The sequence below is a fragment of the Aeromonas sp. DNRA1 genome (assembly GCF_963888745.1).
Lineage (GTDB): Bacteria > Pseudomonadota > Gammaproteobacteria > Enterobacterales > Aeromonadaceae > Aeromonas > Aeromonas hydrophila.
Map to the genome: position 1 here is coordinate 22,349 of NZ_CAWPKQ010000009.1, position 22,873 is coordinate 45,221.

Consider the following 22,873-nt stretch of genomic DNA (forward strand, 5'->3'; position numbering starts at 1 on the left):
ATTTCTCCTTTTAATGACCGGTTTTCCTTTGTCCTCAGGACTATCGGCATTATCTTCCTTTTTATTAATTCGCACCGTGCCTAAAGTGGGAAAATGTATGCGACATCACTTAACTCATCTGCGCGCCATGGATCTGCTGATGGCGTTTCTGTCGGTGATCTCGGTTTTGCTGGTCACAGCCCGCTGGTGGGGGCATGCCCAGCTCACCCCCCAGACCCTGCAACTGTTCTATGACGTCGACAGCCTGATCTGCTACTTCTTCCTCGCCCACTTCGCCTATGGCTGGGCCCGCGCCTCCGACCGGATGGCTTTCTTCAAGGCCAACTGGTTCTATCTGCCGGGCAGCCTGCCGATGGTGGAGCAACTGCGCTGGGCCCGTCTGCTGCAGCTGTGGCGGGTCTATCAGCTGTTCAAGGAGCACCCGGATCTCTGGGCCATGTTTCGTCGCGAGCGCAACGAGACCACCCTCTCCGGCATTCTGTTCCTGTTCTTCCTGCTGCTGGGGGTCGGTTCCGGGGTCATGTATCTGATCGAATCGGGCCAGCCCGGCAGCCAGATCCAGACGCCTTACGATGCCTTCTGGTGGACCCTGGTGACCCTGTCGACCGTGGGGTACGGCGATCTGGTGCCCAAGACGGAGCAAGGGCGTTTCGTCGCCAGCCTGCTGATCCTGTTCGGGGTCGGCCTGTTCGGCGCCATTAGCGGTTTCATGGCCAGCCTGTTTCTGCAGCCGGGACGAGGGGATTGCGAGCTGGAGAAGTGGCGCCATCAGCAGAGTGCGCAGCAGGATTTGTTGTTGCAGGAGCTGCGTGCCCTGCGGGACGAGGTGAAGGCACTGAAACAGAAATAGGCAGCGGCGTCCGGAATGGTCGCGTCGCGGCGCAGACAAGTTGCGAGTCAGCTCTCAGCTCGGGGGGCGCCACTTTTCTTTGCTTGTCCTTTGACCCGCAGGCGGCTTAACATTCGCCAGTCACCTAACCAAACGAAGAGAACCGATCGACCATGCGCGCCCTTCTCGGGATCCTGATCTGCTTGTGTGCCCAACAGGCACTGGCCGATACCCGTTATGTTTCAGACAACATCTTTACCTTTATTCACAATGGTCCGGGTACCCAGTACCGGATCCTTGGCAGCGTCAAGGCGGGTGAGCCGCTGGACGTCAAGGCAGTGAACAACGAAGCCGGTTTCACCCAGGTGGTGGATGGTCGTGGCCGTGAAGGCTGGATCAAGAGCAGCGAGCTGCAGGGCGAGATCAGCCTGCGCGAACGGCTGCCCCAGGTGCAAAAAGAGCTGGAAGAGGCCAAGGCCCGCCTGCTGAACCTCAACGGTGACAACGAGAAACGCTTCACCGAGAAGGATGGCAAGATCGCCGAGCAGAGCAAGGAGATCGCCAGCCTGAAGGCTCAGCTGGCCAGCCAGAGCGAGGAGATGGGCAATCTCAAAGAGCAGAACGACGCCCTGACCCAGAGCTACGACAACCAGGAGCACGACATGCAGATGGACTGGTTCATCCGCGGTGGTGCCATGGTGGGTGGCGGCATCCTGCTCGGCATCCTGTTGCCCATGCTGCCCCGTCGTCGCAGCCGCGGCGATCGCTGGATGAACTGACAACCGCTGTCGGAAGCAGAGTGAAGGGTCGTCATGGCGACCCTTCTTTTTTGCCTGGAGAAAAATTGTATACAAAATAAGGCGATGAATTTTGCCTAGTTATCATATGGCGCCGATATAGTGCGTCATATGAGCCAATCAGCGATCTTTGTTAATAACAGGCAACAATTTCATTTCATCTATGGGTCGATATTGTATACATTATCGGCGTTTCGGCGGCATGGCCGCCTTCGTCGATATCAGCCCTAGGGCGTACAGGAAGACCCCATATGTTCAAAGCTACCCAAGTGCTTGCCGCTGACTATGTTCCCTCCGATCTGGCCGCCCTGCGCGAAGCCATCACCCAGAACTACGTGGTGGATGAAAATGCCTATCTGGCCGAGCTGTCGGCCATGCTGCCGGGGGATGGCGCCTCGCTGGAACGGGTGACCCAGCGTGCTCGCACCCTGGTGACCAAGGTGCGCAAGGAGAGCGGCTCCGGCGACGGCATCGACGCCTTCCTGCAGGAGTACAGCCTGGATACCCAGGAGGGGATCATCCTGATGTGCCTGGCGGAGGCGCTGCTGCGTATTCCCGATGCCGAGACCGCCGATGCCCTGATCAAGGACAAGCTCTCCGGCGCCAACTGGTCGTCCCATTTTCGCAAGAGCGACTCCACCCTGGTGAACGCCTCCACCTGGGGGCTGATGCTGACCGGCAAGATCATCAAGCTCGACAAGAAGCTGGACGGCAACCCGGCCAACCTGCTGGGCCGCATGGTCAACAAGCTGGGGGAGCCGGTGGTGCGCTCCGCCATGTACGCCGCCATGAAGATCATGGGCAAGCAGTTCGTGCTGGGGCGCGACATGAAGGAAGCCCTCAAGGCGAGCCGCAAGTCCCGCGAGAAGGGTTACACCCACACCTATGACATGCTGGGAGAGTCCGCCCTGACCCTGGCCGATGCCGACAAGTATTTCGGTGACTACCAGCGCGCTATCGAGGCGGTGGGCAACGAGCGCATCAGCGACGGCGGCCCGGCCCCCTCCATCTCAATCAAGCTGTCAGCGCTGCATCCGCGCTATGACGTGGCCAACCGCGAGCGGGTGCTCGGCGAAATGTGCGAGCGGCTGGTGGGGCTGGTGCGCCTCGCCCGTGACAAGGACGTGGCCATCAGCATCGATGCCGAAGAGATGGATCGCCTCGAGCTCTCCCTCGATCTGTTCGAGCAGCTCTATCGCTCCGAGGCGAACCGCGGCTGGGGCAAGCTCGGCATGGTGGTACAGGCCTACTCCAAGCGCGCCCTGCCGGTGCTCTGCTGGTTGACCGGGCTGGCCCGCGAGCAGGGGGACCTGATCCCGGTGCGGCTGGTGAAGGGCGCCTACTGGGACAGCGAGCTGAAATATGCCCAGCAGGCCGGCCTGCCCGGCTACCCGCTGTTTACCCGCAAGGCGGGCACCGACATCTCCTACCTCGCCTGCGCCCGCTACCTGCTGAGCGAGCCGACCCGCGGCTTCATCTCGCCCCAGTTTGCCACCCACAACGCCAACACCGTGGTCAGCATTCTGGAGATGGCCGGTGATCGCCAGTTCGAATTCCAGCGCCTGCACGGCATGGGGGAGGAGCTGCACAACGCCGTGCTGAACGAGCATCCCGGCCTGCACTGCCGCATCTATGCGCCGGTGGGTGCCCACAAGGATCTGCTGCCCTACCTGGTGCGCCGCCTGCTGGAGAACGGGGCCAACACCTCCTTCGTCCACAAGCTGGTGGACCCCAACACCCCGGTCGACTCCCTGGCCGAGCACCCGCTGCGTACCCTCAAGCGTTACTCCAGCCTGGCCAACGATCGCATTCCGCAGCCGGTGAACCTGTTCAGCGACCGCAAGAACTCCAGCGGCGTCAACATGAACATCGTCTCCATCCAGCGCCCCTTCTTCGCCAAGCTGAAGGAGCTGGAGAGCAAGCAGTGGCTGGCGGGTCCCATCGTCGATGGGGAGACCCTCAAGCGCAACGAGGCCCGCGTGGTGCTGAGCCCGCAGGATGTGAGCCTCACCGTTGGCAAGATCCACTGGGCCGACGAGCAGGCGGTGGAGCAGGCGCTGTCCTCGGCCCATGCCGCCTTCCCGCGCTGGCGCGAGACCCCGGTGAGCGAGCGTGCCGCCGCCCTTGAGAAGCTGGCGGATCTGCTGGAAGCGAACCGCGAGCAGTTCATCTCCTTGTGCACCCGCGAGGCGGGCAAGCTGCTGCAGGACGGCATCGACGAGGTGCGCGAGGCGGTGGACTTCTGTCGCTACTACGCGGTGCAGGCCCGTGGCCTGATGGGGCTGGCGACCCTGCTGCCCGGCTACACCGGCGAGATGAACGAGCTGTTCCTGCAGGGCCGTGGCGTGTTCGTCTGCATCAGCCCGTGGAACTTCCCGCTGGCGATTTTCCTGGGCCAAGTCGCCGCAGCGCTGGCCACCGGCAACACCGTGATCGCCAAGCCGGCAGAGCAGACCGGTCTCATCGCCCACCTGGCGGTGACCCTGGCTCATCAGGCCGGCATTCCCGGTGACGTGCTGCAACTGCTGCCGGGTGACGGCGCCACCGTGGGCGCCAAGCTGACGGCGGATGCCCGCATCGGCGGCGTCTGCTTCACCGGCTCCACCGAGACCGCCAAGCTCATCAACATGACCCTGGCCCAGCGCGATGGCGCCATCCTGCCGCTCATCGCCGAAACCGGCGGCCAGAACGCCATGATCGTCGACTCCACCGCTCTGCCGGAGCAGGTGGTGCGCGATGTGGTGAGCGCCGCCTTCCAGAGCGCCGGCCAGCGCTGTTCCGCCCTGCGGGTGCTCTACCTGCAGGAAGAGATCGCGCCGCGGGTGCTGGAGATTTTGACCGGTGCCCTGCAGGAGCTCAAAGTGGGCAACCCGGCCGAGCACAACACCGACGTGGGCCCGGTCATCGACGCCGAGGCCAAGGCCAGGCTGGATGCGCACCTGGTGCACATGATCCCGCGCGCGCGCCTGATCGCCCAGGCGCCCATGCCGGCTGTGACCCTGGGGGGCCACTTCGTGCAGCCGACCGCGCTGGAGATCGGCTCCATCCGCGAGCTGACCCGCGAGCAGTTCGGCCCCATCCTGCACGTGGTGCGCTACGCCGCCCGGGATCTGGACAAGGTGATCAGCGACATCAACGGCACCGGTTACGGCCTGACGCTGGGGATCCACAGCCGCAACGAATCCCATGCCGAGGAGCTGGCGAGCCGCATCAACGTGGGCAACGTCTACATCAACCGCAACCAGATCGGCGCCATGGTCGGGGTGCAGCCGTTCGGCGGCCAGGGCCTCTCCGGCACCGGTCCCAAGGCGGGCGGCCCCCACTACCTGAGCCGTTTCATTACCGAGAAGACCCGCACCATCAACACCACGGCGGTGGGCGGCAACGCCTCCCTGCTGGCGATGGGCGACGCCTGATCGACCGTGACCAACATCAGGCCGCCTGCGGGCGGCCTTTTTCATGGGCGTTCTCATGAGCATTGAAAAGCCGCCATCTTGGGGTCGCCACCCGGCTTGACGCGTCTTAATATGGTGGCCGGTTGTCGCTTTCATCCGTCACCGCCGCCCAGTCCCGGGCGCGCATCCCGACCGACGTCACAACAAAGAGTGCTGCATCTATGCCATTAACCGAACAGGCCCGCTGGTTCGTGCTGGGGGGCGATCACCTCGTCCTGCTGGATGACCAGGGGCGCATTCCACAAGGCCCCCGTGCCTGTCTGCCCAGCCACTTGCAGCATGCCGCCTTTGAGCGCTTTGACGAGTGGGACGGGCTGCCCTGCCTGTTGCTGGATCTGGGGGAGGCGGCTGACACCGAGGCTCTGACCCCACTGCGCCAGCTGATGGTGGCCGGGGATGAAACGGGCTTTCAGCTGGCTGGCCGCGCCTGGCAGCTCGCCACCTTTCGCCGCACCCACCGCTTCTGCGGCGAGTGCGGCGCCCCCATGAGCCCAAAGGCGGGGGAGTGGGCGCAAGGGTGCCGCCATGGCCACGTCGTCTATCCGCGCATCTCCCCCTGCATCATAGTGGCGGTGCGCAAGGGGCCCGCCATCTTGCTGGCGGCCCACCGCCGTCACTATCAGGCCGAGGACCCCATGTATACCGTGCTGGCCGGCTTCGTGGAGGCGGGGGAGAACCTCGAGCAGTGCGTGGCGCGGGAGGTGTTCGAGGAGAGCGGCATTCGGGTGAGCAACGTGCGTTACGTGTCGAGCCAGCCCTGGCCATTTCCCCACAGCCTGATGATGGGCTTCACCGCCGATTATGAGAGTGGCGAGATCCGGGTGCAGGACGAGGAGCTGGTGGCCGCCGATTTCTTCGAGGCCGACGGGCTGCCAAGGCTGCCGCCCCACGGCACCATCGCGCGGCGGCTGATCGCGCTCTGCCTCGGCGACCAAGCCTGAGGGATGCAAAGAGGGGCGCTTGTTTGCGCCCCTTCACATCTTTGCACTCCAACGGCGGCGGCAGGCGTTTGAGCCGCCCCCCGCCGCGCACAAAGTGGTATCATATCCGCCATTTTATGCTGGATATGACTCAGGAACTGGGATGAAAGAGCTGAAGAACGATCGTTACCTGCGTGCCCTGCTGCGCCAGGAAGTGGACATGACCCCGGTATGGATGATGCGCCAGGCTGGCCGCTATCTGCCGGAATACAAGGCCACGCGCGCCCAGGCGGGGGATTTCATGTCTCTGTGCCGCAACGCCGAGCTGGCTTGTGAAGTCACTCTGCAGCCGCTGCGCCGCTATCCGCTCGATGCCGCCATCCTCTTCTCCGACATCCTCACCGTGCCCGATGCCATGGGGCTGGGTCTCTACTTCGAACAGGGTGAAGGCCCGCGCTTCGAGCGTCCGATCACCTCCATGGCCGACGTGCAGGCGCTGCCGGTGCCGGATCCGGAAGATGAACTCGGCTACGTGATGAACGCGGTGCGCACCATCCGCCGTGAGCTCAAGGGCGAAGTGCCGCTCATCGGCTTCTCCGGCAGCCCCTGGACCCTGGCCACCTACATGGTGGAGGGGGGCAGCTCCAAGGCGTTCACCAAGATCAAGCAGATGATGTACGCAGAGCCCATGACCCTGCACCTGCTGCTCGACAAGCTGGCCGACAGCGTGATTGCTTACCTCAACGCCCAGATCAAGGCGGGTGCCCAGGCGGTCATGGTGTTTGACACCTGGGGCGGCGTGCTCACCCCGCGCGATTACCGCGACTTCTCCCTGCAATACATGCACAAGATCGTCGACGGCCTGATCCGCGAGCACGACGGTCGCCGCGTGCCGGTCACCCTGTTCACCAAGAACGGTGGTCAGTGGCTGGAGCAGATCGCCGCCACCGGTTGCGATGCGCTGGGTCTGGACTGGACCACCGACATCGCCGACGCCAAGCGCCGGGTCGGCGACAAGGTGGCGCTGCAGGGCAACATGGACCCCTCCATGCTCTACGCCAGCCCGGCCCGCATCCGTGAAGAGGTCGCCTCCATCCTGGCCGGTTTCGGTCACGGCAACGGCCACGTCTTCAACCTGGGTCACGGCATCCATCAGGATGTGAACCCGGAGCATGCGGGCGTGTTCGTCAATGCGGTACACGAGCTGTCTGCCCAGTACCACGGCCGCTGAACACCGCCGACAGTACAGTGAACAACGGGGCCTGCGGGCCCCGTTTTGCTGTCTGCGGCGGGGGCTGCATCCTGACCGCAGCTCGGGTTACACTGCAACCCGGTAGCGGGCGGTCGACTGCAGGCGGGGACGGCAACGTGCACCCGGGCCTGACGCCCCAAGGTCATGGCTGGAGGCAGGATGAGCAACAGGTTGTTGGATTGGGGTATCGACCTTGGTGGTACCAAGTGCGAATGCGTGGTACTGGACGGGGACGAGGTGCTGCTGCGCCATCGCATTCCCACCGAGCGTGCCGGCGGTTATGACCACATGATCGGTCAGATCGCCAAACTGGTGGCAGAGTGTGCCGACAAGATCGGTCAGCGGCCGACCCTCATCGGCATGGGGACGCCGGGGGCGCGGGATCCGCAAACCGGCCTGATGAAGAACTGCAACACCACCGAGCTCAACGGCAAGCCGTTCAAGGAAGATCTGGAACGCCGGCTCGGCGTGCCGGTGCTCATCGCCAACGACGCCAACTGCTTCGTGCTGGCGGAAACCCATCTGGGGGCGGTGCGTCAGCACCATCCTGATGCCAAGGTTGTGTTCGGCATCATCATGGGCACCGGAGTGGGCTCCGGCATCGTCATCAACGGCCGCATCCTCAACGGTCACCACGGCATTGCCGGCGAGTGGGGCCACAACGTGCTCTCACCCGACGGCCCCGAGTGCTACTGCGGCAAGCGCGGTTGCGTCGAGACCTTCATCAGCGGCCCGGCACTGGAGGCCTGGTACGAGGCCAAGGCGAAACGTCACCTCCCGCTGGCCAAGATAGCGGCGGCGACGGCTCATGACCACGTGGCCAAGCTCACCATCGACCGGCTGCATCTGCTGTTTGGCCAGGCGCTGGCCAACGTGGTCAACATCCTGGATCCGGATGTGATCGTCATCGGCGGCGGGGTCGGCAACGTGCAGAGCCTGTACAGCGTGGGACGGGAGACTATTTTGCCCTTCCTCTTTAATCCCCGCTTCGCCACCCCCATTATTGCTCCAGCCCTGGGGGACAGCGCCGGTGTATTCGGGGCGGCACTGCTGGCCCGCGGTGAATTTCAGGATGCCCTGCTGTCGTGAGTCAGCCATCCGCTTGTCCCTTTGTCCCAGCTAAGGACCCAGAGTTTTCATGATCAAGATTGCCATCAACGGGTACGGGCGCATCGGCCGCAACGTGCTGCGGGCCCTCTACGAGAGCGGCCGCGACAAGAACATCAAGATAGTGGCCATCAACGAGCTGGCCGCCCCCGAGGCCATGGTGCACCTGACCCGCTTCGACACCAGCCACGGTCGGTTCCACCATCCGGTGCAGCTGGCCGGCAACAGCATGCTGGTGGGGGAGGATCTCATCTCCCTGTTCGCCGAGCGGGATCCGTCGCGCTTGCCGTGGCGGGCGCTGGGGGTGGACGTGGTGCTGGACTGCACCGGGGTGTTCGGCTCGCGGGCCGATGCCGAGCTGCATCTGGCGGCGGGGGCGGGCAAGGTGTTGTTCTCCCATCCGGCCGAGGCGGACGTGGACGCCACCATCGTCTACGGGGTCAACCATCAGGTGCTGACGGGGCGCGAGCGGATCGTCTCCAACGCCTCCTGCACTACCAACTGCGTGGTCCCTGTCATCGAAACATTGCATCGAGAATTCGAGATAAATTGTGGTACTATTACGACAATTCATTCGGCCATGCATGATCAGCAAGTCATCGATGCCTACCACAGCGACTTGCGTCGAACCCGTGCTGCCAGCCAGTCCATCATCCCGGTGGATACCAAGCTGGCCAAGGGGTTGGAGCGGATCCTCCCCCACTTCGCCGGCAAGTTCGAGGCGATCGCGGTACGGGTACCGACCATCAACGTAACGGCAATGGATCTCAGTATTACTGTTCGTAAAAAAGTGACGGTTACTGACGTAAATCAAGCCCTGCAACGGGCATCCAGAGGTACATTAAGCGGTATTCTGGATTACACGGAAGAGCCACTGGTCTCCGTAGACTTTAATCATGATGCTCACTCCTGCATCATTGATGGTACCCAGACCCGGGTCAGCGATGCCAACCTCGTCAAGATGTTGATGTGGTGTGATAACGAATGGGGCTTCGCCAACCGCATGCTGGATACCACCCGGGCCATGATGGCCGCAGGCTGAGAGTCTGCACCGGGCGCAAGGTTACTGTTTTTAACATTACCTGAAAATATAGAGGACTGAATATGTCTGTTATCAAGATGACTGACCTGGATCTGGCGGGCAAACGCGTTCTGATCCGTGCTGACCTGAACGTGCCGGTAAAAGACGGCAAGGTCACCTCCGATGCACGTATCGTGGCGACTCTGCCGACCATCAAGCTGGCTCTGGAAAAGGGCGCCAAGCTGATGATCACCTCCCACCTGGGTCGTCCGACCGAGGGTGAATACAATGAAGAATTCTCCCTGGCTCCGGTTGTCAACTATCTGAAAGACGCACTGTCCTGCCCGGTTCGTCTGGCCAAAGACTACCTGGATGGCGTAGAAGTCGCCGCCGGTGAGCTGGTTGTGCTGGAAAACTGCCGCTTCAACAAAGGCGAGAAGAAGAACACCGAAGAGCTGGCCAAAAAATACGCCGCCCTGTGTGACGTCTTTGTAATGGATGCGTTCGGTACTGCTCACCGCGCCGAAGGCTCCACCTACGGTGTGGCTCAGTTCGCACCGGTCGCCTGTGCCGGTCCGCTGCTGGCGGGTGAACTGGAAGCCCTGGGCAAAGCCATGCTGAAGCCCGAGCGCCCGATGGTTGCCATCGTTGGCGGCTCCAAGGTCTCCACCAAGCTGACCGTACTGGAATCCCTCTCCAAGATCGCTGACCAGCTGGTGGTCGGTGGTGGCATCGCCAACACCTTCATCGCTGCTGCCGGTCACAACGTCGGCAAGTCCCTGTGCGAGCACGACCTGATCGACACCGCCAAGAAACTGGCTGCCGAAACCAACATCCCGGTGACCACCGATGTAGTTGTCGGTGCCGAGTTCTCCGAGTCCACCCCGGCCACCATCAAGTCTGTCGCTGACGTGACCGACGGCGACATGATCTTCGACATCGGCCCTGACTCTGCCAAGGCCCTGGCCGACATCATCATGAACGCCAAGACCATCCTGTGGAACGGCCCGGTCGGCGTGTTCGAGTTCGACCAGTTCGCTGAAGGTACCAAGGTGATCGCCGAAGCCATCGCTGCTTCTCCGGCCTTCTCCATCGCTGGCGGTGGTGACACTCTGGCTGCCATCGACAAGTTCGGCATCGCCGACAAGGTCTCCTACATCTCCACCGGCGGCGGCGCCTTCCTGGAGTTCGTGGAAGGCAAGGTATTGCCGGCTGTTGCGATTCTGGAACAGCGCGCCAAAGCCTAATTGACCCGAGACGGGGGGCAAAAGCCTCCCGTTTCGTTTATCATGTGCCCGCTGTGCCGGTTCATGATGAACCCCCCATTTTTTATTAACGGCATACGAGAACAGGACGATTAAACATGTCTAAGAAAATTTTCGACTTCGTAAAACCCGGCGTGATCACTGGTGATGACGTTCAGAAAGTGTTCGCCATCGCGAAAGAGAACGGCTTCGCTCTGCCGGCCGTCAACTGCGTCGGTACCGACTCCGTCAACGCCGTACTGGAAGCTGCCGCCAAGGTTAAAGCGCCGGTTATCGTTCAGTTCTCCAACGGTGGTGCCGTGTTCACCGCCGGTAAGGGTCTGAAACTGGAAGGCCAGCAAGCTGCCATCATCGGTGCCATCTCCGGTGCCAAGCACGTTCACGCCGTTGCCGAAGCTTACGGTGTACCGGTCATCCTGCACACCGACCACGCCGCCAAGAAGCTGCTGCCGTGGATCGACGGTCTGCTGGACGCGGGCGAGAAGCACTTTGCCGAAACCGGCAAGCCGCTGTTCTCCTCCCACATGCTGGATCTGTCCGAAGAGTCTCTGGAAGAGAACATCGACATCTGCTGCGAGTACCTGACCCGCATGGCCAAGATGAACATGACTCTGGAGCTGGAACTGGGTTGCACCGGTGGCGAAGAAGATGGCGTCGACAACAGCCACATGGACCAGTCCGCTCTGTACACCCAGCCGGAAGATGTTGCTTACGCTTACGAGCGTCTGTCCAAGATCAGCCCGCGTTTCACCATCGCTGCCTCCTTCGGCAACGTACACGGTGTTTACAAGCCGGGTAACGTCAAGCTGACCCCGTCGATTCTGGACGCTTCCCAGAAGTACGTTTCCGAGAAGTTCGGCATCCCTGCCAAGTCTCTGGACTTCGTATTCCACGGTGGTTCAGGTTCCACTCTGGAAGAGATCCGCGAGTCCATCTCCTACGGCGTGGTGAAGATGAACATCGACACCGACACCCAGTGGGCGACCTGGGAAGGCATTCTGGGCTTCTACAAGAAGAACGAAGCCTACCTGCAAGGTCAGCTGGGCAACCCGGAAGGCGCCGACAAGCCGAACAAGAAGTTCTACGATCCGCGTGTATGGCTGCGTGCCGGCCAGACTACCATGATCGCTCGTCTGGAGAAGGCTTTCTCCGACCTGAACGCCATCGACGTACTGTAATTCGTTACGGTAGTTTGATTGCATGAAAAGGCGCCCTGCGGGGCGCCTTTTGCATTGCAGCATGGCGGGGTCGCCAGCGGATGTGAGTAAGGTGTCTTTCGAGGCACCTTTTGCATTTCTGTGATCCCTGCGGGCTGGATTGGCGGCGGGTGGCTGAGTATTATCGATGACAGACCGTTTATTTTAGTAAACGCAACGCTATCAAGGCAGGATGCTGAGCATGCAGGCAGGAAAGCACTACCCCCATCAGGAGCACGTGGCCTCCTATTACGCGGCTACCCGCAACGACAATCAGCAGTGGCCTGAGCTCAGTGGCGAACTGAATGCCGAGGTCTGCATCATCGGCGGCGGTTTCACCGGTCTCAACACCGCCATCAATCTGGCCGAAGCCGGCTACAAGGTGGTATTGCTGGAGGCCAACCGCATCGGCTGGGGCGCCTCCGGGCGCAACGGCGGTCAGCTCATTCGCGGTATCGGTCACGACACCAGCCAGTTCACCCGCTGGATTGGTGCAGAGGGGGTACGCGAGCTGGATCTGATGGGGCTGGAGGCGGTCGAGCTGGTGCGCGAGCGGATCGAGCGCTTCAACATCGATTGCGACCTGCGCTGGGGCTACTGCGATCTCGCCACCCGTCAGCGCCATCTGGCCGGGTTTGCAGAGGAGGCGGCGCACCTGGCGAGCCTCGGCTACCGGCATGAGGTGAAGCTGGTGGCACGGGAGGATATTCACAGTGTGGTGGGCTCGGATCGCTACATCGGTGGCATGATCGACATGGGCTCCGGCCACCTGCACCCTCTCAACCTGGCGCTAGGTGAGGCGCGTGCGGCGGCCAGCCTGGGGGTGGCCCTGTTTGAGCAGTCCAGAGTGGTGCACATCGACTATGGCGATCGGCTGCAGGTCACCACCGCCCACGGCCGGGTCAGCGCCGACTACCTGGTGATCGGCTGCAACGCCTATCTCAACGACCTCAACTCCGAGCTGGGGGGCAAGGTGTTGCCGGCGGGCTCCTACATCCTCGCCACCGAGGTGCTGGAGAAGCGGCTGCGCCAGCGGCTGCTGCCGCAGAACATGGCGGTGTGCGATCAGAACGTGGCGCTCGACTACTACCGCCTCTCCGCCGATGGCCGGCTACTGTTTGGCGGTGCCTGCAACTATTCGGGCCGGGATCCTCGCGACATCAAGGCCTTCATGCTGCCCAAGCTGCTGCGGGTGTTTCCCGAGCTGGCGGATACCGCCATCGAATTCCAGTGGGGCGGCATGATAGGCATCGGGGCCAACCGGCTGCCCCAGATCGGCCGTCTGCCGGAGCAGCCCAACGTCTTCTACGCCCAGGCTTATTCCGGCCACGGTCTCAATGCCACGCACATGGCGGGCAAGCTGGTGGCGGAGGCGATCAAGGGGGAGAGCCGGGGTTTCGATCTGTTTGGCAGCGTGCCCCACATGACCTTCCCCGGTGGTCCAGCGCTGCGCTCGCCCCTGCTGGCGCTCGGCATGCTCTGGTACCGTTTCAAGGATCTGTTCTAAGGGAAGCCGGGTCTGGTTAGTCCGCCTGCTTAAATTTGCAGCTTCCTGCAGGAATCGAGGGGTAGTGAAACGATCAGCGCTCGTCCATCCCGTGTGTTGAACGGGGCTGCACGCCGGATAGCAAGGGGATAGGGCGGATACCCAGGCCTGAGTCAGCCTGGGTATCTTGGCTGGTTGCGTGTCAGTGCGCGGGCTCGGCCAGACGCCAGCCCTGCTCGGTTTTCATCATCCACACCTCGGCCTGCTGCGGCAGCACCTGGCCCGCCTCGAACTCGCCGTATTTGCGTTCCAGCTCCATCAGTCCCATCTCCTGCTGGAAGGGGCCGACCCTGTCATAGACCAGATCCTCGTCGTGCAGCACCTGCAGCTGTTCTATCCCCTGCTTGAAGTGGAGCTGGTAGCTCACCTTGACCAGATAGACTCCCTCCATGCGCTCTTCCTTGTCCAGGATGGCGAAGTCACTGATTTCGAACAGATTGGCGTCGGTGTCTGCCTGCAACTTGGCGGTGACCTGGGTCCGGATTGCCTCTTCACCTGGGCCTGCGTAACAGCCATACAGCCAGAGGGCCAGCAGGGGGATGAACCACTTTTTCATCAAAACTCCGAACAGGTGCAAAAAGAGCAAAACGGGAGGGCAGATTGTGCCACGCGAACGGGCAGTGGCAAACCTCGGTTCACGGTTCCAGTGCGCGTTCCAGTACGATGGCCTCGGCCCGATAGCCAGCCAGCTCGCGACGATAGCACTCGGTGAACCCTCTGCGCCGCCAAAAAGAGAGTGCGGACTCATTGCTGGCAATGACCGACAGGCGAAGCTGGGTGGCTCCCCATGAGCGAGCCAGCGTGCAGGCGTGAAGATAGAGCGCCTGACCGCGGCCAGCCCCCTGCCAGGGTTCCCCTACCAGCAACAGCCCCAGATAGGCGGTGGTCGGGTCGGGATAACCGCGCAGCAGATCGATGACGGCGGTCAGCTCCCCCTCTTCCCAGCGACCGATGAGGTGCTTGGCAGAGAGCGGCAGACCGGGTGGGCACGCCACCATCTCCTCTTCTGCTGCGTGTGCGGAGAGGGGCTCATCGCTCACTGCCGCTTCATAGGTAGGGGCCAGTTCCAGCAGACGTTGCAAGGCAGGTGCATCGCTTGCCTGCAATCGGCGCAGTTCACTTGGCATGGCTGACCCTGTCGAGGTGATCGAGGAACTCCGCCGGCCCCATAAAGCCGGTGACCCGCTGGCCGCTCACCTCGTTGCCGGCGCGGTCGAAGAAGATCAGGGTCGGCAACCCCAGCACGTTGAGGCCGTTGAGCAGCTCCACATCGGCATCGTCGTTGGCGGTGACGTCCGCCTGCAGCAGCACCATCTGGCCGAACCGCTCGCGCACAGCCGGGTCGCTGAAGGTCTTGTGTTCAAACTCCTTGCAGGCCACGCACCAGTCGGCATAGAGATCGAGCAGCACTGGCTTGCCGCGAGCAGCGGCCAGCTGGGTCCTGAGATCATCCAGGGTCTTGATGCGAATGAAGGCCGGCGTCTCGGTCTGAGCGGCTGCGCTGGCCCCTTGGGGCGGCAGCAGCAGATCCTTGCCCACCACCACGGCGCTGATCATGGCCAGCAGCAGCACGAAGCCGCGCAGGCTGCGACCCACCGAATGGCCCTGATGCTGGTTGTGATGATAGAGGTAGCCGCACAGCAGCAGCCCCCAGCCGAGCCAGGCCAGGGTGGTGACCTGATCGCTCCATAGCCTCGAGAGCAGCAGGATGGGCACTGCCAGCAGTGCAAACCCGAACAGCTGCTTGATCACGTCCATCCAGGCGCCCGCCTTGGGCAGCAGCTTGCCACCCGAGGTGCCGAGCAGCAGCAGTGGCAGCCCCATGCCGAGCGACAGGGCATAGAGAGCAGCGCCGCCGAGCCAGAGATCGCCGCTCTGGGCCACGTAGATGAGGGCGCCGGAGAGCGGTGCCGTGGTGCAAGGGGAGCAGACCAGGCCGGAGATCATCCCCATGATGGCGACCCCGGCTACCGAGCCGCCCTGCTGGCGGTTGGAGAGGCCTGACAGCCGGGTCTGCAGGCTGCTCGGCAGTTGCAGGGTGTAGAGCCCGAACATGGAGAGGGCCAGCAGCACGAACATCACCGAGAGGCCGATCAGCACGTAGGGGTGTTGCAGCGCGGCCTGGAATTTCAAGCCTGCCGATGCGACCACCAGCCCGAGCAGGGTGTAGGTGACCGCCATCCCCTGCACGTAGACGAAGGAGAGCAGGAAGGCGCGACGGGTGGAGAGATGATGGCCGGCCCCGGCGATGATCCCGGTCAGGATGGGATACATGGGGAAGACGCAGGGGGTGAAGGCGAGGCCGAGCCCGAGTGCGAAGAAAGCGGCGACGCTGAGCCAGAAGCCCTGACTGCCGAGGGCGGCCGCCAGCTGATCCTGCTGGCTGCTGGCCGGGGTGGGCTGGTCAGGCTGCTCGCTCTGTTGGGCGATGAGCGGCTGGATGCTGATCAGCTTGTCGGTGGGGGGATAGCAGAGGCCGTCGGTACAGCCCTGATAGCTGATCTTGAGGCTGGCCTGCTGGCCGGCCTCGGTCAGGGTGACGGGGATCTGCACCTCCCGGTAATAGACCTGGGTCTTGCCGAAGAAGTCATCTTCATGCTCGGTGCCGGCGGGCAGCACCGGCTCTTCGAAGGCAAGGTTTTCCCCCTTGAAGCGGAAGCTGTGGCGATAGAGGTAGTAGTCGTCGGCGATGCGCAGGCGCAGCAGCAGCCGATTGCCCTGCTGTTCGCTCTCGAGGACGAACGCCTCATCCACTTTCAGAAATTTGGGCTGGGCGCTGGCCTCGATGCCGAGGGCGCTCAGCAGATCCGTGCTGCTGGCGCGGGCCGGCAGTGAGCCCAGGCCGGCCAGCAGGGCACAGAGCAACAAGAGGGGAAAGAGCAGGCGAGACGGTGTCATGAGGTTTCCTGTTTTATCCAGTCGAGATAGGGCTGATGGCCCTGGCTTGCGGGCAGCGCCAGGATCTCCGGCACCTCATAGGGGTGATGAGCAAGAATGCACTGGCGCAGCGGCTCGAACAGGGCGGCGTGCGACTTGATGATGAGCTGGATCTCCGTGGCCCGTTCGATTTTGCCCTGCCAGCGATAGACGGAGGTGAGGCCGGGCAGCTGATTGATGCAGGCCGCCAGCCGCTGGTTCAGCAGTTGTGCGCAGATGAGGTCGGCACTGGCCTCATCCGGGCAGGTGCAAAGCACCAGAATGGTGTCGGTCATGGTGAAATATCTCGTCCAATCGGGGCGGCTCGGCGCCCGTAAACCAGTGGCTACTATACCTAGCGACGGGTCAAATAGCATCTGGCGCACTTTGCGGCTGCGACATGAAAATAAGTGGGGGGCATGAGATAGACGCTGTCAGGGCGACAAGGCAGAATGAGCGGGCTTGTTCCCATTCGACGTAAGGAAATGTATGACCCAACAGAATGAGCAGCAGAGAAACCGTATGTTGAGCCTGTTGCGCGAAGGTGAGCGCCGTATGTTGGTGCAACTGGCCGGTCTGCTGCGTACCAGTGCCGATGAAATCAATGCCGAGCTGGAAAAAGAGGAGCTGCTGGATACCCTCGAGCAACCGGTCACGGTGGAGTATCTCAATGGCGTGGTGCAGCACCATCTGTTCGAGCGCCTGCACAAGGGTGACATGGTCGCGGCCCAGCGACTGCTGACCCAGTACCAGAGCGACATCGAGGCCATGCTGACGCAGGAATCGGCCGAGGCAGAGGCCCCGACCGAAGAGCTGAAGGCACAAGCCTGAACGCCGCGGCAGGCCCGTTGGGCTTGTCCTCCCCCAGCACCATCATGCCCCTTGCATGATGGTGCCTCGTTTTTCCTGCCGTTTTTTGCCGTCGTTCAACCCAGTGCGTTCTGCTGCCACTGTCCCGGGATCGGGTACACCTTGTCGTAGCTCCAGTTGTAGATGAAGGCGTAGACCAGATAGAAGGTCACGAAGCCGATGTTGAGCGCCAGAGCCGCCAGCAGGGCGAGATCCAGCCACCATGCGATGACCGGCAGGGTCAGCGCCATGAAGCCTCCTTCAAAGCCGAACGCATGGACCACGCGCTGCCACAAGGTCTTGTGCGGGTGACCCTGGTACTTGAGCAGCAGCTTGTCGAAGCCGATGTTGTAGACATAGTTCCAGACGGTGGCCAGCACCGAGAACAGGATGGCCAGCGGCCCCATGTGGCTGAGCTCGATACCTGTGACCCAGCTGGCCAGGGGGGCGGCGATGAGCAGACCTATCACTTCAAAGCCGATGGCATGGCGGATACGGTCGTTGCGGGTACGCATAAATTCCTCTCTTTAAACAGGTATGTTGACTGACTGGTTGGCAATCTATCCCTATTTGTTGATAGTTTCACGTTGTTATCCATCGCTAAAATAGATAGATTACCGCATTTGCAGGAGCAGGACGATGAATCCATCGCTGGAACAACTGAGGGTATTGCTGGCCGCCGCACAGGCCGGCTCCTTTTCGGCGGCCGCGCGCCAGCTGGGCAAGGCGCAGTCGGTGGTCAGCACCGCCATCGCCAATCTGGAGATAGACCTGGGGCTCGAACTGTTCGATCGCAGCGGCCGCTATCCGGTGCTGACCGAGGCGGGCGTACGCATCAGCCAGGAGGCGGGCATTTTGCTGGCCCAGAGCGAGCGACTGCAGGCCATCGCCGGCGAGCTGGCCACTGGTGTCGAGTCACGCCTCACCCTGGCCATCGACGATGACTCCCACCTGCCCTGGCTCGGCTCTGTGCTGGAGGGGTTCGCCACCCGCTACCCGACGGTGGAGCTGGAGCTGTTGTTTCCGTTGATGGAGGATCTCACCGAGATGCTGACCAGCGGCCGTGCCCAGCTCGGCATCAGCTATCAGAAGGAGCACCCGCAGCGGGAGATCGTCGCCCGCTCGCTGGGGGGCGTCCCCATGCCGCTGGTGGTCTCTCCCGAGCATCCGCTGGCCCACAAGGCGCCGCTGCGGGAGAGCGACCTGCAGGGGGCACGCCAGTTGATGGTGACGGGGCGGCGGGAAGGAACGGAGCGTCATCGTTTCCGCCTGTCGGCACAGGTGTGGTGGGTCGAGGGGGATCTGGGGGTGCTGGAGCTGGTCAAGCTGGGACTGGGCTGGGCGGCGGTGCCCGATTTTCTGCTGCACCGGCCGCTGGCTCGGGGCGAGGTGGTGGTGCTCAAGCCGGACTTCATTACCCAGCCGGAGCTGGCGCTGGAGCTGCAGTGGCATCGCGCCCGCCCGCTCGGGCAGGCGGGGCGTTGGCTGAAGGAGGCCCTGCTGGCGCGGGCGCGCTAGCAGGGCTCTTCGCTTACTCGGTCAGCGGATAGGGGAGGGGTTGCAGGCTCAGGCTTGAGCCCTCCTCCTGCTTGAGCCGGAAGCGAGCGTCGGCCTCGGTGTCCTTGGGCAGCACGGCGGTGAGCCACAGCTCGCCATCCTGTTGCCAGGCGTTGAGCACCATGCCGCTGCGGCGCCAGTTGTCACCGAGCTGGATCTCCAGGGTGTCGCCGCTGGCAACAGGTGTAGTGGCAGTGCCGCTCAGCACGAACAGGGCGCGGTTGTTGGCGCCACGATATTTGGCGCGGGCCACCGTCTCCTGCCCCATGTAGCAGCCCTTGGTGAAGCTGATGCCATCGAGCGCCTGCAGGTTGAGCATCTGGGGAATGTACTCACCCTGATGAACTGCTTCCAGATGGGGGATGCCGGCCTTGATCTCCAGTCCCCACCAGAGAGACTCGGGGCCGCTGGGCAGGGTCAGCGCCAGCGGCTGTTCGCTGACCAGCAGCCAGCGATCGGCCTCGACCCGCACCGCCATGCCACCCTCGATGAGGCCGCTCTCCTGCAGGCCGTATTGTTCTGCGATCCAGCCATCGGTCCCCTGACCGGCCACGCCGACCGCCTGGCCGTGACTTTCGCTGATCTCGACCTTGGCAAAGATCGCGAACTTCTTGAGCTCGGGCAGCTGGCGGGCCAGCACCGACGGCTTGGTCAGCATCAGCAGGCGATCGCTCAGGCAGAGCAGGCGAAAATCACTCCACAGCTTGCCCTTGGGATCGCAGTGGCCGCCCAGGGTGTGCTGGCCCGGCTGCAGGGCATTGACGTCACAGGTGACCTGGCCCTGCAGGTATTTGGCGCGATCCGGGCCGCTCAGGCTGGTGATGGCCAGATCGGTCAGAGGGAACAGGGTTGGCTCGGCGGGAAGGGTTGGCAGGCTCACGATGGCATTCCACAGACAGAAAGTATGTGACCTGCATGGTAAAGACGTAAGGAATGTTTGTCAGCCGGAAAATCCAGCTGGTACCATCGCCGGGTCTTTGTAAGGAGAGTTCCATGTTGAGCCCAATTGAAAAATCCCGCCTGAAGTGGGCCTGCCGCCGTGGCATGCTTGAGCTGGATGTGATCTTTATGCCCTTCTTTGAGCACGAGTTCGATGGCTTGAGCGAGGCCGATCAGCAGACCTTCATCCGCCTGCTGGAGTGCGAGGATCCGGAGCTGTTCCGCTGGAGCATGGGCCACGGCGTGCCGGAAGACCCCGCCTTCGCCGCCATGATCCCGCTGATCCTGGAGCGCAATCAGGCCCGTCACGATCGCCAGCGTTGATCCATCCGTACGGGTGTCGATGCCCGTCACCGTCTCCAGACAGCAGCGTCTGCTGCTGTTGTCGCTGTTTCTGCTGATCCTGTGGCCGCTGGCCGCCCTGATCCACGGCTGGCAGTGGGCCCTGTTGCTGCCCTGCTGGGGTCTGGGGTTTTGGCGCGCCTGGCTTGGCGCCAGCCGGATGACCGGCGTGCTGGAGTGGGACGGGCAGTGGCTCACCTGGCAGGGTCGTCGTTATCTGCTGGGGACCGGCAGCCGCATCTGGCCCGGGGTACTCTGGCTGCAACTGGTGACGGCGGAGCGTCCCGCCATCCGGCTCTGGCTGTTCAGCGATGCGCTGGCGCCAGCTCATTACCGTACGCTGGCCCGCGCCATCCATTTCTCCCAGCCGACCCGCTAAGCTCTCTTCCCCATAAAACAGATGACCCCGCCGGAGCGAGGTCATCTGGGGGATGCGGATCGATTAATCCCTATCCATCGTCAGCAATGCTGGTTCATGGCGGGCAGGATCAATCCTTGTCCGGCGTCAGCACGGTCGGCTTGGAGTCCGGCTGCATATCCGGGTAGTCCAGGTTGTAGTGCAGGCCGCGCGACTCCTTGCGTTGCAGTGCGCAGTTGACGATGAGTTCGGCCACCTGCAGCAAGTTGCGCAGCTCCAGCAGGTTGTTGGAGACCCGGAAGTGGGCGTAGTACTCCTGCACCTCCTGCTTGAGCAGGTCGATGCGGCGCTTGGCACGGGCCAGGCGTTTGTTGGTACGCACTATCCCCACGTAGTCCCACATCATCAGCCGCAGCTCGTGCCAGTTGTGCTGGATCACCACCAGTTCGTCCGAATCTTCCACCTTGCTCTCGTCCCACACCGGCAGACGGGGCGGCTCCACGCTCATCGGCAGCTTGGCCAGGATGTCGGCCCCCGCTTGATGGGCATAGACCACGCATTCGAGCAGGGAGTTGGAGGCCATCCGGTTGGCGCCGTGCAGCCCGGTGTAGGTCACCTCGCCGATGGCGTAAAGGCCGGGGATGTCGGTCTGGCCGTTGTTGTCGATCATCACGCCGCCGCAGGTGTAGTGGGCGGCAGGGACGATGGGCATCGCCTCCTTGGTGATGTCGATACCGACCGCAAGGCAGCGCTCATGAATGGTCGGGAAGTGCTTGATGATGAAGTCGGCCGGCTTGTGGCTGATGTCCAGATACATGCAGTCGGCGCCGAGCCGCTTCATCTCGTGGTCGATGGCGCGGGCGACTATGTCCCGTGGCGCCAGCTCGGCCCGCTCGTCAAACTCCGGCATGAAGCGGCTGCCGTCGGGACGGCGCAGGTAGGCCCCCTCACCGCGCAGGGCTTCGGTCAGCAGGAAGTTGGGGTCATCGGGGTGGAACAGGCTGGTGGGGTGGAACTGGTTGAACTCCAGGTTTGCCACCCGGCAGCCGGCGCGCCACGCCATGGCGATGCCGTCACCGGAGCTGACGTCCGGGTTGGAGGTGTACTGGTACACCTTGGAGGCGCCCCCGGTGGCCAGCGCCACGAAACGGGCACGGATCACTTCGACCTGCTCGGCGTTGCGGTTCCAGACATAGGCGCCCAGCACCCGGTTGCCGGGCAGACCCAGCTTGCGGGTGGTGATGAGGTCGACCGCGTTGAAGCGCTCCATCAGCTGGATGTTGGGGTGAGCGCGCACCTGATCGATCAGGGTGAGCTGTACCGCCTTGCCGGTGGCATCTGCCGCGTGGAAGATGCGGCGATGGCTGTGGCCCCCTTCGCGGGTCAGGTGATAGTGGGATTCGCCCTCGGCGTCCTCCTCCTGATCGAAGGGGACCCCCTGCTGGATCAGCCACTGGATGGACTCGCGGGCGTTGCGGGCGGTGAACTCGACCACGGCCGGGTCACACAACCCGGCCCCGGCGTTGAGCGTGTCGCTCACGTGGGATTCGATGCTGTCGGTCTCGTCGAACACGGCAGCGATGCCTCCTTGCGCATAGAAAGTGGCCCCTTCACTGATGGGCCCCTTGCTCAGAACCAGGACTTTGGCCTGGTCTGCCAATCGCAACGCGAGAGACAAACCGGCGGCACCGCTGCCAATGATCAGTACGTCGCAAAGGTATTCAACACTTGCTTTCATAAGTATCATTGGCCTGGATTAAGAACTGGCACCATGGTAGCCCAAGCGAGGGTGGTGATGCAGCCTGCGTCACATTTTTTTCAATGCAAGCGAACTTTCCCTGATTCCTCCTGTCTGAACTTGTGCGCTTAGGAAGGGCCGGAAAAGAAAAACGATAACCTGATGGGGGTTTTACGGCTCTGATGAGCGACCAGAATCTACTGGACGAACAGCTGGTTGAACGGGTCCAGCGTGGCGATAAAAATGCATTCAACCTGTTGGTAAAAAAATACCAGCACAAGGTGGTCAACCTGGTGGCCAGGTATGTCAACAACCCGGGCGATGTACCGGATGTGGCGCAGGAGGCATTCATCAAGGCCTACCGTGCGCTGCCGACATTCCGTGGCGAGAGCGCGTTTTACACCTGGTTGTACCGGATCGCCGTGAACACGGCCAAAAATTATCTGACCTCTCAAGGGCGCAGGCCGCCCAGCAGTGACGTAGAGGCGGAAGAGGCAGAATACTATGGCGGTGGCGAAGCCTTGCAAGAGGTGGCTACCCCGGAAAACCTGACGCTGACCGACGAGATCAAGCGCACGGTGTTTTCTGCCATAGAAGCTTTGCCGGAAGACTTGAGGACAGCTATCACCCTTCGCGAACTGGAAGGGCTGAGCTACGAAGAGATTGCCGAAATCATGGATTGTCCGGTGGGTACGGTGAGATCCCGCATCTTCCGGGCGAGGGAAGCAATCGATAAAAAGCTGCAACCTCTGATCGAGAATTAACTGGGGAAAGACAGGTTAACTT

The 22,873-nt window shown here is 62.5% G+C and carries 22 protein-coding genes; 15 read left to right on the top strand and 7 right to left on the bottom strand.

Translation table 11 applies throughout. From position 1 onward, the window contains the following. Nucleotides 1–28 precede the first annotated feature (28 nt). The 10 genes from AACQ43_RS20625 (at nt 29) to AACQ43_RS20670 (ending at nt 13,349) form a co-directional block, all read left to right on the top strand. Nucleotides 29–850 carry a potassium channel family protein gene (locus AACQ43_RS20625; RefSeq protein WP_168968578.1) on the top strand — a complete coding sequence of 274 codons (822 nt, stop codon included), beginning with the start codon at nt 29–31 and terminating at the stop codon, nt 848–850. A 152-nt stretch (nt 851–1,002) separates the two neighbouring features. Continuing rightward, nucleotides 1,003–1,608 carry a TIGR04211 family SH3 domain-containing protein gene (locus AACQ43_RS20630; protein ID WP_011704726.1) on the top strand — a complete coding sequence of 202 codons (606 nt, stop codon included), beginning with the start codon at nt 1,003–1,005 and terminating at the stop codon, nt 1,606–1,608. 269 nt (nt 1,609–1,877) lie between these two features. Next, nucleotides 1,878–5,042, top strand: coding sequence for a bifunctional proline dehydrogenase/L-glutamate gamma-semialdehyde dehydrogenase PutA (gene putA / locus AACQ43_RS20635; protein ID WP_168968579.1), 3,165 nt, complete (start codon nt 1,878–1,880; stop codon nt 5,040–5,042). Between the two features lie 200 nt (nt 5,043–5,242). Continuing rightward, on the top strand, nt 5,243–6,022 hold the full coding sequence (nudC, locus tag AACQ43_RS20640; protein ID WP_168968580.1) for an NAD(+) diphosphatase: 780 nt from the start codon (nt 5,243–5,245) through the stop codon (nt 6,020–6,022). Nucleotides 6,023–6,164: 142 nt separating this feature from the next. Next, complete coding sequence (hemE, locus tag AACQ43_RS20645) at nt 6,165–7,232, top strand: uroporphyrinogen decarboxylase (protein ID WP_024943205.1); 1,068 nt, start codon at nt 6,165–6,167, stop codon at nt 7,230–7,232. Between the two features lie 180 nt (nt 7,233–7,412). After that, entirely contained in the window at nt 7,413–8,342 is a 930-nt protein-coding gene (locus AACQ43_RS20650) for an ROK family protein (protein WP_168968581.1), read from the top strand. Between the two features lie 49 nt (nt 8,343–8,391). Beyond that, nucleotides 8,392–9,402, top strand: coding sequence for an erythrose-4-phosphate dehydrogenase (epd, locus tag AACQ43_RS20655; protein ID WP_010635047.1), 1,011 nt, complete (start codon nt 8,392–8,394; stop codon nt 9,400–9,402). 62 nt (nt 9,403–9,464) lie between these two features. Continuing rightward, nucleotides 9,465–10,628, top strand: a complete 1,164-nt coding sequence (locus AACQ43_RS20660; RefSeq protein ID WP_011704731.1) for a phosphoglycerate kinase — start codon at nt 9,465–9,467, stop codon at nt 10,626–10,628. A gap of 116 nt (nt 10,629–10,744) precedes the next feature. Continuing rightward, entirely contained in the window at nt 10,745–11,824 is a 1,080-nt protein-coding gene (gene fbaA, locus AACQ43_RS20665; protein WP_011704732.1) for a class II fructose-bisphosphate aldolase, read from the top strand. A 220-nt stretch (nt 11,825–12,044) separates the two neighbouring features. Beyond that, nucleotides 12,045–13,349 (top strand): NAD(P)/FAD-dependent oxidoreductase, encoded by a 1,305-nt coding sequence (locus AACQ43_RS20670; protein WP_211162627.1) that lies wholly within the window; start codon nt 12,045–12,047, stop codon nt 13,347–13,349. Nucleotides 13,350–13,530: 181 nt separating this feature from the next. Here AACQ43_RS20670 and AACQ43_RS20675 read toward each other — a convergent pair whose 3' ends face one another. The 4 genes from AACQ43_RS20675 to cutA form a co-directional block, all read right to left on the bottom strand. Next, nucleotides 13,531–13,944, bottom strand: coding sequence for a hypothetical protein (locus tag AACQ43_RS20675; RefSeq protein ID WP_077096116.1), 414 nt, complete (start codon nt 13,942–13,944; stop codon nt 13,531–13,533). 79 nt (nt 13,945–14,023) lie between these two features. Next, on the bottom strand, nt 14,024–14,515 hold the full coding sequence (locus AACQ43_RS20680) for a GNAT family N-acetyltransferase (RefSeq protein WP_168968583.1): 492 nt from the start codon (nt 14,513–14,515) through the stop codon (nt 14,024–14,026). After that, nucleotides 14,505–16,286: a protein-disulfide reductase DsbD gene (locus AACQ43_RS20685; protein ID WP_076362661.1), complete on the bottom strand. Its 1,782-nt coding sequence runs from the start codon at nt 16,284–16,286 to the stop codon at nt 14,505–14,507. Before AACQ43_RS20685 ends, AACQ43_RS20680 begins: the two co-directional genes overlap by 11 nt. Beyond that, nucleotides 16,283–16,600 carry a divalent-cation tolerance protein CutA gene (gene cutA, locus AACQ43_RS20690; RefSeq protein WP_123059996.1) on the bottom strand — a complete coding sequence of 106 codons (318 nt, stop codon included), beginning with the start codon at nt 16,598–16,600 and terminating at the stop codon, nt 16,283–16,285. The genes AACQ43_RS20685 and cutA overlap by 4 nt, the downstream gene beginning before the upstream one ends. 193 nt (nt 16,601–16,793) lie before the next feature. Between cutA and AACQ43_RS20695 the strand changes: the two genes are divergently transcribed. After that, nucleotides 16,794–17,135, top strand: a complete 342-nt coding sequence (locus AACQ43_RS20695) for a hypothetical protein (protein WP_016349513.1) — start codon at nt 16,794–16,796, stop codon at nt 17,133–17,135. A gap of 95 nt (nt 17,136–17,230) precedes the next feature. On the opposite strand, the gene AACQ43_RS20700 is transcribed toward AACQ43_RS20695, so the two are convergent. Beyond that, complete coding sequence (locus AACQ43_RS20700; RefSeq protein WP_011704738.1) at nt 17,231–17,668, bottom strand: PACE efflux transporter; 438 nt, start codon at nt 17,666–17,668, stop codon at nt 17,231–17,233. Between the two features lie 124 nt (nt 17,669–17,792). On the opposite strand from AACQ43_RS20700, the gene AACQ43_RS20705 reads away from it, so the two are divergent. Next, a complete protein-coding gene (locus tag AACQ43_RS20705) occupies nt 17,793–18,671 on the top strand; it encodes a LysR family transcriptional regulator (protein WP_011704739.1) in 879 nt (292 codons plus the stop codon). Between the two features lie 13 nt (nt 18,672–18,684). Here AACQ43_RS20705 and ygfZ read toward each other — a convergent pair whose 3' ends face one another. Further along, nucleotides 18,685–19,590, bottom strand: a complete 906-nt coding sequence (gene ygfZ / locus AACQ43_RS20710) for a tRNA-modifying protein YgfZ (protein ID WP_168968584.1) — start codon at nt 19,588–19,590, stop codon at nt 18,685–18,687. A 113-nt stretch (nt 19,591–19,703) separates the two neighbouring features. Between ygfZ and AACQ43_RS20715 the strand changes: the two genes are divergently transcribed. After that, nucleotides 19,704–19,973, top strand: coding sequence for an FAD assembly factor SdhE (locus AACQ43_RS20715; RefSeq protein WP_005309363.1), 270 nt, complete (start codon nt 19,704–19,706; stop codon nt 19,971–19,973). Between the two features lie 19 nt (nt 19,974–19,992). Further along, entirely contained in the window at nt 19,993–20,370 is a 378-nt protein-coding gene (locus AACQ43_RS20720; protein ID WP_168968585.1) for a protein YgfX, read from the top strand. Between the two features lie 109 nt (nt 20,371–20,479). Here the strand turns inward: AACQ43_RS20720 and nadB are convergent, their stop codons facing one another. After that, a complete protein-coding gene (gene nadB, locus AACQ43_RS20725) occupies nt 20,480–22,087 on the bottom strand; it encodes an L-aspartate oxidase (RefSeq protein ID WP_029302396.1) in 1,608 nt (535 codons plus the stop codon). Between the two features lie 182 nt (nt 22,088–22,269). Here nadB and rpoE point away from each other — a divergent pair, with 182 nt between their 5' ends. Then, nucleotides 22,270–22,851, top strand: a complete 582-nt coding sequence (gene rpoE, locus AACQ43_RS20730) for an RNA polymerase sigma factor RpoE (RefSeq protein WP_005309371.1) — start codon at nt 22,270–22,272, stop codon at nt 22,849–22,851. Nucleotides 22,852–22,873: the final 22 nt, after the last annotated feature.

Excerpts from the sequence above, each read along its gene's own strand:
- AACQ43_RS20675 (WP_077096116.1), bottom strand. The coding sequence starts at position 13,944 with ATGAAAAAGTGGTTCATCCCCCTGCTGGCCCTCTGGCTGTATGGCTGT.
- AACQ43_RS20720 (WP_168968585.1), top strand. The coding sequence starts at position 19,993 with ATGCCCGTCACCGTCTCCAGACAGCAGCGTCTGCTGCTGTTGTCGCTG.
- cutA (WP_123059996.1), bottom strand. The coding sequence starts at position 16,600 with ATGACCGACACCATTCTGGTGCTTTGCACCTGCCCGGATGAGGCCAGT.
- AACQ43_RS20680 (WP_168968583.1), bottom strand. The coding sequence starts at position 14,515 with ATGCCAAGTGAACTGCGCCGATTGCAGGCAAGCGATGCACCTGCCTTG.
- AACQ43_RS20660 (WP_011704731.1), top strand. The coding sequence starts at position 9,465 with ATGTCTGTTATCAAGATGACTGACCTGGATCTGGCGGGCAAACGCGTT.
- AACQ43_RS20715 (WP_005309363.1), top strand. The coding sequence starts at position 19,704 with ATGTTGAGCCCAATTGAAAAATCCCGCCTGAAGTGGGCCTGCCGCCGT.
- AACQ43_RS20695 (WP_016349513.1), top strand. The coding sequence starts at position 16,794 with ATGACCCAACAGAATGAGCAGCAGAGAAACCGTATGTTGAGCCTGTTG.
- AACQ43_RS20670 (WP_211162627.1), top strand. The coding sequence starts at position 12,045 with ATGCAGGCAGGAAAGCACTACCCCCATCAGGAGCACGTGGCCTCCTAT.
- putA (WP_168968579.1), top strand. The coding sequence starts at position 1,878 with ATGTTCAAAGCTACCCAAGTGCTTGCCGCTGACTATGTTCCCTCCGAT.
- fbaA (WP_011704732.1), top strand. The coding sequence starts at position 10,745 with ATGTCTAAGAAAATTTTCGACTTCGTAAAACCCGGCGTGATCACTGGT.
- epd (WP_010635047.1), top strand. The coding sequence starts at position 8,392 with ATGATCAAGATTGCCATCAACGGGTACGGGCGCATCGGCCGCAACGTG.
- AACQ43_RS20700 (WP_011704738.1), bottom strand. The coding sequence starts at position 17,668 with ATGCGTACCCGCAACGACCGTATCCGCCATGCCATCGGCTTTGAAGTG.
- AACQ43_RS20685 (WP_076362661.1), bottom strand. The coding sequence starts at position 16,286 with ATGACACCGTCTCGCCTGCTCTTTCCCCTCTTGTTGCTCTGTGCCCTG.
- rpoE (WP_005309371.1), top strand. The coding sequence starts at position 22,270 with ATGAGCGACCAGAATCTACTGGACGAACAGCTGGTTGAACGGGTCCAG.
- nudC (WP_168968580.1), top strand. The coding sequence starts at position 5,243 with ATGCCATTAACCGAACAGGCCCGCTGGTTCGTGCTGGGGGGCGATCAC.
- hemE (WP_024943205.1), top strand. The coding sequence starts at position 6,165 with ATGAAAGAGCTGAAGAACGATCGTTACCTGCGTGCCCTGCTGCGCCAG.
- nadB (WP_029302396.1), bottom strand. The coding sequence starts at position 22,087 with ATGAAAGCAAGTGTTGAATACCTTTGCGACGTACTGATCATTGGCAGC.
- AACQ43_RS20650 (WP_168968581.1), top strand. The coding sequence starts at position 7,413 with ATGAGCAACAGGTTGTTGGATTGGGGTATCGACCTTGGTGGTACCAAG.
- AACQ43_RS20705 (WP_011704739.1), top strand. The coding sequence starts at position 17,793 with ATGAATCCATCGCTGGAACAACTGAGGGTATTGCTGGCCGCCGCACAG.
- AACQ43_RS20630 (WP_011704726.1), top strand. The coding sequence starts at position 1,003 with ATGCGCGCCCTTCTCGGGATCCTGATCTGCTTGTGTGCCCAACAGGCA.